This is a genomic window from Bacillus sp. FJAT-50079 (assembly GCF_018343515.1).
Classification (GTDB): Bacteria; Bacillota; Bacilli; order Bacillales; family Bacillaceae_C; genus Lederbergia.
In genome coordinates this window covers 1-10000 of sequence record NZ_JAGYPD010000012.1, presented here as the reverse complement: position 1 = coordinate 10000, position 10000 = coordinate 1, and the positions used below count along the sequence as shown (strand labels likewise).

The window sequence follows — 10000 nt, the reverse complement described above, 5'->3', positions numbered from 1 at the left end:
GGTTCGATTCCCGTCGGGACCGCCATTCAAATGAATCATAATTTTATCCATATGGCTCAGTAGCTCAGTCGGTAGAGCAAAGGACTGAAAATCCTTGTGTCGGCGGTTCGATTCCGTCCTGAGCCACCATTTAAAATTAGCTTATGTGGTGGGGTAGCGAAGTGGCTAAACGCGGCGGACTGTAAATCCGCTCCCTCCGGGTTCGGCGGTTCGAATCCGTCCCCCACCACCATTTCATAGGGGTATAGTTTAACGGTAGAATAGAGGTCTCCAAAACCTTTGGTGTGGGTTCGATTCCTACTACCCCTGTTTATTTTCTTTTTATGGCGATTGTGGCGAAGTGGTTAACGCATCGGATTGTGGCTCCGACACTCGTGGGTTCGATTCCCATCAGTCGCCCCATTATTATAATCGATGGGCTATAGCCAAGCGGTAAGGCAACGGACTTTGACTCCGTCATTCGTTGGTTCGAATCCAGCTAGCCCAGTATATGCGGAAGTAGTTCAGTGGTAGAACACCACCTTGCCAAGGTGGGGGTCGCGGGTTCGAACCCCGTCTTCCGCTCCAGTGAATTCGGCGGCATAGCCAAGTGGTAAGGCACAGGTCTGCAACACCTTTATCACCGGTTCAAATCCGGTTGCCGCCTCCAAATAATTTGCCTGAGTGGTGGAACTGGCATACACGTTGGACTCAAAATCCAATGCCTTCACGGGCTTGTGGGTTCGAATCCCACCTCAGGTATACTTTTACAAAAAGACTTTCAACTTTTATGTTGGAGGTCTTTTTTTGTTATTTCCTTCTTGAGCTAAAATTGAAGCTGGTAAATTTCCTGAATATGCTAGAATCAATGGGAGGTGAAACCGTTGAAAATAAGAGCATCTATTATAATAGATAGAATATGTCAATTTTTTCTTATGATATCAGCAATATATTTAGTATTAAGAATAGCAATGATTGTCCTTACTTTTGGATTCGACTTCTCTCTTTTTTTTAGAAATCCAGATTTGAACTTGTGGGCAGTAGCATGGATATCAGATGTAGTAATAGGTTTTGTGGCGTTATTCTCTTCAATTTTATATTTGAAAAATAGAATTCTTTCATTTGTTTTAATGTTAACAACATCATTTTCCCTAGTAGTTTTTATATTTGCAATATCATTTACAGAACAGATTACTTCTATCGAAGATCCAATATTAAAAGAAAACTATGCTGTTTATCAAAGCCTCAACAGCTTCAGGGGAGATGAATACTTTTTTATGGCAAAAGTTTATAAAGAAGTATTCCCATTAGTTTATAAGTTGACAGATACAGTAAATGAGGGGGTTCAAAAGAAGAGGGAAAAGAAATTTTAAGTTCCTTCGATGAAGGAAGATATAAAATAAGTGATGATGGAAAAACATTGTCTTATGGCCAAATAAAGCTATCTTTAGAATAATAGGATTATAAAATACATATTTTATTCAGGATCTACTTCACATTTCTTATAAATTAGATAGAAATATAGACAGGAAAATAATTACTGTGCCTGCTTATGGTTCAACGCACACATTATGGAACTTTTTTCATACCTTCTTTCACTTTGCTTAGAAATATTCGAATTCTTATAAATAAGATTCATAAAAAAAACACAACTCAATATAAAGCGCTTACAACTGAATTGTAAGACTTTTAGAGTAGAGTAGATGTAAAGCGGATTGACATGATGAAAGGGGAAAGAAAAATGAAGCAATCTCTAGTAGATAATACGATCGAGCACGATTTATGGGTTGATGATGTGTGGAGACGAATTGTTACTAAAATAGAAAGAACGAGCAAAAGAATCGGTATAAGTACACCGCATGCTTCAGTTGATGGCGTGTATGATCAAATGCGGCCTTCATGGTGGACAGCGGGTTTTTGGCCAGGGATTCTTTGGCAAATTGTAGCGGAAGAGGATGCGAATGAATTAAAAGATTTGGCTATAAAATGTGAAGAAGGCTTGGATGAGTCATTATATAATTTATCGGTTCATCATGATGCAGGTTTTATATGGTTATTAACGGCAGTAGCTCATTATAAGTTGACGGGGAACGAACAATCTAAACATCGCGGATTAATGGCTGCCAGCCAGCTAGCGAGTCGATTCAATATAAAAGGAAACTATATTCGGGCATGGCATGATGGATTAGGGTTCAATCGTTCAGGCTGGTCAATTATTGATACGATGATGAATATTTCACTTTTATATTGGGCTTCTGATATTACGAATGATCCTCGTTTTAAACATATGGCTATGGCACACGCAGATACCGTTTTAAAGGAGTTTGTCAGAGAAGATGGTTCAAGCTATCATATCGTTTGTTTCGATGCCGAGACGGGGCGACGCGTAGGTGAACGTCCTGGTCAAGGCTATTCGACCGAATCTGCATGGACAAGGGGATCGGCATGGACGATTTACGGGTTAACAAATTGTTATTTACATTCAAAAGAAGCCAGATATCTAGAAGGAGCAAAGAAGGCGGCTAATTTCTTCTTAGAAAACTTACCGGAAGATTCTGTTCCGCATTGGGATTTTTTTGTAGAAAAAAATGGAGAGACACCACGGGACAGCTCAGCTGGAGCAATAGCAGCTTGCGGATTAATTGAACTTGCCAAAGTTTTACCAGATATAGATAGGAAAGTTTATTTTGATGCAGCAGTAAGGATATTACAATCCCTTGATAAAAACTACGGTGCATGGAACGACCCTAACGAAGAGGGATTAATTAAAAAAGGGACATCTAATGTTAACGATGATACACATGTCAATCGTCCATTAATTTATGGAGACTATTTTTTTGTAGAAGGAATCGCAAAGCTTAAAGGAAGTAAATTAATGGTATGGTAAAAAGGTGGGTGATGAAACGGCGGATGTTTCATCACCACTTTTATTTTGTATATGGAAATGTCAAGAGGATTTCGGATGATTTTAAAACAAAACAATTGGAAGCGCTTTTTAATGGACAGTTTGTGACAAAGGTTGCTATTTTTCGCGCGATTTAATATACTGACGTTAATCACTTTTGCTATGGAGCAACGCGGGTGTAGTTTAGTGGTAAAACCTCAGCCTTCCAAGCTGATGATGTGAGTTCGATTCTCATCACCCGCTCCATACATAATATTTTTCCCAACGCAGTGTTTCGTTCCTTTGATGAACGGGGTGCTGCGTTTTAATTTGTTTAAAAACAGTTAATGATTGAATATGTAGCTTCGCCGCCGTTGACTTGGGTAAACATTGTCATTAAAGATTCAAGCAGCTGTTTTGCGCGATCTTTCTCTAAATCAGTAGGTAAATAGACGATTTGTAAGCCGTTTTTTGTTTTGTCTGTAACTACGGTTCGAGTTGAATCGACAAAAGGGCTTCCGAAAGCTCCTTGGTCATCTGCTGAAAGGAGTAAATGTTCCAGTTGATTAACTCTGCCATTTAGCCCTGTATATGTTTCGTTCGCGCTTCCTTTGCGAAGCGTAACAGGTCCGTAAATACAATCTCTGTCATAAAGCCCGATTGGTATCCGGTATTGCATAGAGAAAAAATTATTAATATCTGCACCGGAATTCAACGTTTCAATATAGTTTTGTTTTTTTATGCGACGATAAAGGGCTTCGGCTGAGTGGCGGTAACGATTTGGATCTTTGCCAAGCTGTTTAAAAATCGTCCGCCATTCATTGATTTCTTTATATTCATTTACATTTTTATTTTCAAGTTCAAAATAAATCGATTCTTGAAATAGCCGCAATCGTCCTTTTAACATTTGCGGTGAATCACCAATTGTTATATTGTCATATTGGATGATCCCGAATTGCAGCTTGGGAATTTCTGCGCGTAATTGTGGGTTAATCGTGATTTCCAACCATTCCACCTCCAAAATAGAATGAAAATAGTTTACCATATAAGAGGAGGAAATGCTTTGATATCGGCCTATTGCCGTTTATATAACCAATAATAATGAAAGGAGGAAGGCCGGTGGATTATAAACAATTAAAAGAGGATATTATCGCATATAGCAAATCGATTGGAATTAATAAGATCGGCTTTGCCGGTGCGCATCCATTTAGTGAAATGAAAAATTTATTGCTCCGTCAACAAGCACTTGGATATCAATCGGGTTTCGAAGAAAAAGATATTGATAAGCGCACGGATCCATCGCTTATCTTCGAAGAACCTCGATCGATTATTGCGATTGCACTTGCCTATCCTTCAAGATTAAAAGATGCACCCCGCAGTGTGCGAGGGGAACGGAGAGGCATTTTTTGCCGTGCCTCATGGGGGACGGATTATCATGTGCTTGTAAGAGAAAAGCTTGAGCAACTTGGGAAGTATATTGATAGTCGTGTGCCAGAGGCACGTTTTAAGTTTATGGTCGATACAGGTGAACTTGTTGATCGTGCCGTTGCTGAAAGAGCGGGCATTGGTTGGAGCGGGAAAAACTGTTCAATTATTACGCCGGAATTTGGCTCCTATGTTTATTTAGGTGAAATGATTACGAATCTTCCGTTTGAGCCGGACGAGCCAATTTATGATCAGTGTGGCGAGTGTAGAAAATGTATTGACATATGTCCGACAGGAGCACTAGTTCAGCCAGGTCAGTTAAACGCGCAAAGATGCATCGCATTTTTAACCCAAACGAAAGGAATACTTCCCGATGAGTTTAGAGGGAAGCTTGGAAATCGGTTATATGGCTGTGATACATGCCAAACCGTTTGCCCAAAAAACAAAGGGATGAATTTTGAAGGCCATCCGAAAATGAAGCCTGACCCTGAAGTGGTTAAGCCTTTGTTGCTACCGCTTTTGCAAATTTCCAATCGTGAATTTAGGGAGAAGTTTGGTGAGATAGCGGGGTCTTGGCGTGGAAAAAAACCAATACAGCGAAATGCAATCATTGCTCTTGCCCATTTCAAGGAAGAATCCGCTGTTGATGAATTAATCAAAGTACTTCGTAAAGACGTCCGTCCGGATATAAGAGGAATTGCTGCATGGGCACTTGGAAAAATTGGCGGTGAGGAAGCGAAAGCAGCTTTGTTGGAAGCTAGGGAAATAGAACAAGATGAAACTGCGTTGCGCGAAATTGATAAAGGGTTAGCTTTTTATGTAGTAACAGACGAGGTGTGATTGGAGCTTCGTCTGTTTTTTTATTTCAACTTTTACCTAAGCTTAAAGCAATTTTTACTGATTTGCGGAAAATGTGCATATATCTCATACGAGGAGGGATGATGTGAAAAAACAATTAGCGAATCATTTACAAAAACGCCTCGATGAAATTGTTGGGAAGCGAGCGGCGGAAGATAAGAAAATAATAAAAAAATTACATGCTTTGGAAAATAGAAAGGCAGAGATTGTAAAAGTTTTAGCAGAAGGGAAGGTTGATTCAAGGGAAACAGTTAAGGATCAAGATCATTTAAAGTATCGCGTCCATCTAAAGTATTTGATTAAGCAATCTGATTCCTTTTATATGGAAGAAGAGGTGGAGCGCAGGAAAGCTTGCTTCTATAAAGGAGAACAGATCGATGATGTAGAGATGTTGATTGATTTTCAGGATGTCAAAATTAATGAGGAAGTAACAAAGGAAAGCGAGGATTTGTTAGAGCAAAGTAGAATTCATTATACGTATGATCGATTGAATGCCGTTCGCTATGCTGAGCGTTGGTGGAATGACTATAATCCAGCATATAAAAAATTCGACGTAGATTGTACCAATTTTATTTCGCAATGCCTTCATGTTGGTGGAGCGCCAATGCGTGGGCATCCTAATCGATCAGCAGGTTGGTGGCACCAATATAAAAACTGGAGTTATAGTTGGGCCGTTGCCAATTCCTTAAGACTTTATTTGCAAAATTCGAATACAGGACTAAGGGCAAAGGAGGTAAATGATCCACGTGCATTAAGGCTTGGAGATGTTATTTGCTATGACTTCCAAGGTGATGGAAGATTTGACCATAATACAATCGTAACGGGGAAAGATCCAGAAGGAATGCCGCTCGTCAATGCTCATACGTATAACAGTCGGATGCGGTATTGGGCATATGAAGATTCAACCGCCTATACACCGAATATTAAATATAAAATGTTTACTATTATAGATGATGCATAGTGTTTATTGTATAATGACACGGTATGAGAAAAAAAGAGGTGAAAACAAATGCCGATTCATATCGTGTTATATCAACCAGAAATTCCAGCAAACACAGGAAATATTGCAAGGACCTGTGCGGCAACGGGAATCCATTTACATTTAATTCGTCCATTGGGTTTTTCGACAGATGATAAAATGTTAAAACGTGCGGGACTTGATTATTGGGAATATGTAAAAATTACCTACTATGACTCGCTCGATGACTTTTTCGCAGCAACAGCCAATGGAGAATATTTCTTTTTATCCAAATTTGGTACGAAGCCATATACGAGTTTTCAATATGATGATCCTACGAGAGAGTATTACTTTATTTTTGGGCGTGAAACAAAGGGGCTTCCGAAAGAAATAATAGAGCGATATAAGGAAAGATGCTTAAGAATTCCAATGAATGATCATGTACGCTCGCTTAATCTGTCCAACACTGCAGCCATTCTTGCATATGAAGCATTGAGACAGCAAGGGTTTCCAGACTTACACTAATGGTTGAGAAACTAGAATATATAAAAGTAAAAAAGCAGGTGAAGAATAGATTTTCTTCACCTGCTTTGATTTAACTTGAAACAGCAGAAGTCCGCCACTTATTGTTATTTACATTAGAGGGAGTTTTTCGAGCGAACTCGAAAACTGTGGGCATAATTTATGACGACATAGTAGATTATGATTCATATTTTCTTTGCTTCACATTACCCAATCCGCTCAATAAATCTCCATAGTTCCTGAGTTACTCCAAGTAATTCATGCTCGTATTCCGTATGTTCGAACGCAAGCGGCAATGTTTGTCCAATGCTTTCCAATAAGAAAATTCGTGGTTCCTCCATTTGCATTTCGGTTAATAAAAAATGGATACAATCTTTGCTTTTAGCAGGGATCGCATTATCTTCTTCGATTTTAGTTAAAAATCCTTGAAACTGTGTAATGACATGTTGTTTTAATTTCTCCGGTTCGGCCAATATCGAATGATGGTAATGCTCAAGCCAATTTTCTGGATAAAAAGCATCGTCTAGCTTCATCTGATCTTCGATGATTACTTTGATTCTTCTTAAGGCAAATTGAATGACTTCTTCAGGTGTTCGACCTGTTTTTGCTCGCAATCTCCAGACAAAAAACAGGTTTTGAATCATGCCTAATAAAATCACCGCATTATCGACCGCATATTTTCTTGAATTAACACCAAATAAATCAATAATTCTTTCCGCTGTCCATTGCATCTCTTGCATATGCTGCTTTTTTATAAATAATTTTAAATCTTCATCGTTGGAATGAAAAACAGTGGACAAAATAGAAAAGAGATTATGTTCGTGATGCATTTTCATCCGAACGGCTAATTGCTTAGCAAATACGTCTTGATCGTCTTTTGATTTCCCGATCAATAGTTCACATCGCTTTTGATCGGAAATTTCTTGCACGTGTTCTAAAATGGCGATTAAACACTCGTTTTTAGAAGTGAAATGATTATAAAAAGTTCCCTTGGAAATTTTTGCTTCTTTTAAAATATCTTGAATTGACGTTGATGCAAATCCTTTTTCAATAAATAAACGATGGGCTGCATCTACAATTTGTTTTTTACGAGGGTTCATAAAAATCTCCTTTTATACCATCAGTATATTTATTATTATAACGTTAAACGCCTGTAAATACAATGTTTGTAAAAAACATTAGAATATGTGTTGATTTTTTTATACCTCGGGTATAGAATAGGTAAGTAATTAATTTGAATTCATCTTTTGGAGGAATTATATGGACATTCAAGCAATGCATAAGAAACCACCTTATGGAATGATTGCTATTTTATTTATTGGAGCTTTCGTTTCTTTTTTAAATAATACACTGATAAATATTGCACTTCCGTCAATTATGACTGAGTTTGACGTGAAGAGTACGACAGTTCAATGGTTAGCCACTGGATATATGCTCGTAAACGGTATATTGATTCCAGCAAGTGCTTTTTTTATTCAGCGCTTTTCTAATCGAAGAATTTTTATTACAGCGATGACATTATTTACGCTGGGGACATTATTAGCATGCTTTTCTCCATCGTTTGCAGTGTTGCTCGCGGGACGGATGATTCAAGCATCGGGATCTGCCATCATGATGCCATTATTAATGAACGTGATGTTAACAGCCTTTCCGATAGAAAAAAGAGGAGCGGCAATGGGGTTATTCGGTCTGGTAATGATCGCCGCACCAGCAATTGGTCCGACTTTATCTGGTTATTTGATCGAGCATTATGAATGGAGAACTTTGTTTTATGTTGTATTGCCATTTGCAGTTATTACATTGCTTTTGGCGATAATAAAGCTGAAAAATATAACACCGCAACGTGATATGAAGCTCGATTTTAGTTCACTTGTTTTATCAAGTATCGCTTTTGGAAGTTTATTATACGGTTTTAGCTCGGCAGGAGATCCGGAAGTAGGTTGGAGTGCACCAATTGTCATAGCTACCCTCTCAATTGGAACGATTGCACTCATTACATTTATATGGCGCCAATTACGATTAGACGATCCAATGCTTGAGTTTCGAATTTATAAACATCCGATGTTTGCCTTATCATCAGCCATTTCCATCGTTATATCGATCTCAATGTTTTCGGGAATGATCCTTACTCCGATTTATGTGCAAACGATCCGAGGCATTTCGCCAATGGACGCGGGATTATTAATGCTTCCGGGGGCATTGGTAATGGGAATTATGTCTCCAATTACAGGACGTTTATTTGATAAATATGGTGCAAAAGCACTCGCCATCACTGGACTTTCGATAACGATCATTACGACATATTTATTTAGTACTGTCACAGCGGAAACAAGTTATTCTTATCTCATGTTTTTATATACGTTTCGGATGTTTGGATTTTCCATGGTTATGATGCCAGTAATGACGAATGGGATGAACCAACTTCCTATGAAGATGAATCCACATGGAACAGCGATGAACAATACACTTCAGCAAGTTTCTGGGGCGATTGGTACAGCTTTATTAGTAACTGTGATGAATACGCGTACTGAGAGCCGTGCAGAGGAATTAGCCGCAAATGCGATGGCTAAGCTTGCTGAGGGCGGAGCGCAACCATCTGCTGAGGCAGCTGCAGAAATACAGAACCAAATTTTAAATGAGGCGATGTTAGCCGGGATCACACATGCTTTCTTCATTTCAACTTTAATAGCTGCGATTGCTCTTGTTCTTGCACTGTTCATTAAAAGGGTGAAATCTCCAGTACAAACGGAGAAAGAAAGTGAAAAAGTAAATGCAAAAAGGGTAGCTACTTAATAATAGATAGGTTGAATTAAGATTTTCCATTTAGTTAAGTAAGTGATATTTGAACAGAAATATGTTTAGTTGATTGAAGTGAAAAGCGGCATAGGTGGGACGTATGTAAGGAACGGAGCCTAAAATTGCTATATTGTGTGGCAACGGCTTCGTTACCAACTCCTGTTCACCGCCCGATCAGAACGTAAATCAACGGTGTTTACTGCTCACATTATAGTTAGAAATAACAAAAGGGTTGGAAATCATTTTGATTTCCAACCCTTTTCCTATTAATTCAGGTTAAATCTGTGAAAAAGTTCATTTCAGCTTTCCATTTTGGTTCTTATTAAGCGATGGTTGGCGTTTTCCATGTCCAACTGGCCAACTTCTTAAGATTTAAGGCAGCAAAAGTCAGCATCGCCTGCATGGACAATTTTTTAATACCTTTTAAGGTTGTCCAGCGCATGCCATGCTTTTCTTTGGCATCGGCAAAGACACGTTCAATCGTCTCTTTACGCTTTCCGTATATTTCTTTAATTTCATGATTGTGTCGTAAGTCCTCAGCTACATCCAAGTAATCTTGCCAGATATGACGTTGGATC

General features: G+C 38.7%; 9 protein-coding genes and 10 tRNA genes (1 of these 19 cut by a window edge). 16 read left to right on the top strand and 3 right to left on the bottom strand.

Translation table 11 applies throughout. The features are described from left to right. The 12 genes from KHA95_RS22605 to KHA95_RS22550 form a co-directional block, all read left to right on the top strand. Positions 1-25, top strand: a tRNA-Asp gene (locus tag KHA95_RS22605) (it extends 51 nt beyond the left edge of the window). A gap of 28 nt (positions 26-53) precedes the next feature. Then, positions 54-129: transfer RNA gene (locus KHA95_RS22600), tRNA-Phe, on the top strand. A gap of 18 nt (positions 130-147) precedes the next feature. Further along, positions 148-232 (top strand) — tRNA-Tyr (locus KHA95_RS22595). Positions 233-238: 6 nt separating this feature from the next. Continuing rightward, positions 239-309 (top strand) — tRNA-Trp (locus tag KHA95_RS22590). A 17-nt stretch (positions 310-326) separates the two neighbouring features. Continuing rightward, positions 327-402 (top strand) — tRNA-His (locus tag KHA95_RS22585). A 13-nt stretch (positions 403-415) separates the two neighbouring features. Beyond that, positions 416-487, top strand: a tRNA-Gln gene (locus tag KHA95_RS22580). Between the two features lie 5 nt (positions 488-492). After that, a tRNA-Gly gene (locus KHA95_RS22575) sits at positions 493-567 on the top strand. A gap of 8 nt (positions 568-575) precedes the next feature. After that, a tRNA-Cys gene (locus KHA95_RS22570) sits at positions 576-649 on the top strand. A gap of 8 nt (positions 650-657) precedes the next feature. Continuing rightward, positions 658-741 (top strand) — tRNA-Leu (locus KHA95_RS22565). A 122-nt stretch (positions 742-863) separates the two neighbouring features. Further along, on the top strand, positions 864-1352 hold the full coding sequence (locus tag KHA95_RS22560) for a hypothetical protein (protein ID WP_213139829.1): 489 nt from the start codon (positions 864-866) through the stop codon (positions 1350-1352). Positions 1353-1720: 368 nt separating this feature from the next. Then, a complete protein-coding gene (locus KHA95_RS22555; RefSeq protein WP_213139828.1) occupies positions 1721-2866 on the top strand; it encodes a YyaL domain-containing protein in 1146 nt (381 codons plus the stop codon). A gap of 190 nt (positions 2867-3056) precedes the next feature. Then, positions 3057-3130 (top strand) — tRNA-Gly (locus KHA95_RS22550). Between the two features lie 67 nt (positions 3131-3197). Here KHA95_RS22550 and KHA95_RS22545 read toward each other — a convergent pair. After that, complete coding sequence (locus tag KHA95_RS22545) at positions 3198-3869, bottom strand: B3/B4 domain-containing protein (RefSeq protein ID WP_213139827.1); 672 nt, start codon at positions 3867-3869, stop codon at positions 3198-3200. 113 nt (positions 3870-3982) lie between these two features. Here KHA95_RS22545 and queG point away from each other — a divergent pair, with 113 nt between their 5' ends. The 3 genes from queG (at position 3983) to trmL (ending at position 6629) form a co-directional block, all read left to right on the top strand. Then, complete coding sequence (queG, locus tag KHA95_RS22540) at positions 3983-5128, top strand: tRNA epoxyqueuosine(34) reductase QueG (protein ID WP_213139826.1); 1146 nt, start codon at positions 3983-3985, stop codon at positions 5126-5128. 103 nt (positions 5129-5231) lie between these two features. Continuing rightward, positions 5232-6107, top strand: a complete 876-nt coding sequence (locus tag KHA95_RS22535) for an amidase domain-containing protein (protein ID WP_213139825.1) — start codon at positions 5232-5234, stop codon at positions 6105-6107. 48 nt (positions 6108-6155) lie between these two features. After that, on the top strand, positions 6156-6629 hold the full coding sequence (gene trmL, locus KHA95_RS22530) for a tRNA (uridine(34)/cytosine(34)/5-carboxymethylaminomethyluridine(34)-2'-O)-methyltransferase TrmL (RefSeq protein WP_213139824.1): 474 nt from the start codon (positions 6156-6158) through the stop codon (positions 6627-6629). A gap of 203 nt (positions 6630-6832) precedes the next feature. Here trmL and KHA95_RS22525 read toward each other — a convergent pair whose 3' ends face one another. Beyond that, positions 6833-7726, bottom strand: coding sequence for a TetR/AcrR family transcriptional regulator (locus tag KHA95_RS22525; RefSeq protein ID WP_213139823.1), 894 nt, complete (start codon positions 7724-7726; stop codon positions 6833-6835). A gap of 160 nt (positions 7727-7886) precedes the next feature. On the opposite strand from KHA95_RS22525, the gene KHA95_RS22520 reads away from it, so the two are divergent. Continuing rightward, positions 7887-9419, top strand: a complete 1533-nt coding sequence (locus tag KHA95_RS22520; RefSeq protein ID WP_213139822.1) for a DHA2 family efflux MFS transporter permease subunit — start codon at positions 7887-7889, stop codon at positions 9417-9419. A gap of 325 nt (positions 9420-9744) precedes the next feature. Here the strand turns inward: KHA95_RS22520 and KHA95_RS22515 are convergent. After that, positions 9745-10000: transposase (locus KHA95_RS22515; RefSeq protein WP_213138062.1), on the bottom strand; the 256-nt coding region annotated here is incomplete at its 5' end.

Excerpts from the sequence above, each read along its gene's own strand:
- KHA95_RS22525 (WP_213139823.1), bottom strand. The coding sequence starts at position 7,726 with ATGAACCCTCGTAAAAAACAAATTGTAGATGCAGCCCATCGTTTATTT.
- trmL (WP_213139824.1), top strand. The coding sequence starts at position 6,156 with ATGCCGATTCATATCGTGTTATATCAACCAGAAATTCCAGCAAACACA.
- KHA95_RS22555 (WP_213139828.1), top strand. The coding sequence starts at position 1,721 with ATGAAGCAATCTCTAGTAGATAATACGATCGAGCACGATTTATGGGTT.
- KHA95_RS22520 (WP_213139822.1), top strand. The coding sequence starts at position 7,887 with ATGGACATTCAAGCAATGCATAAGAAACCACCTTATGGAATGATTGCT.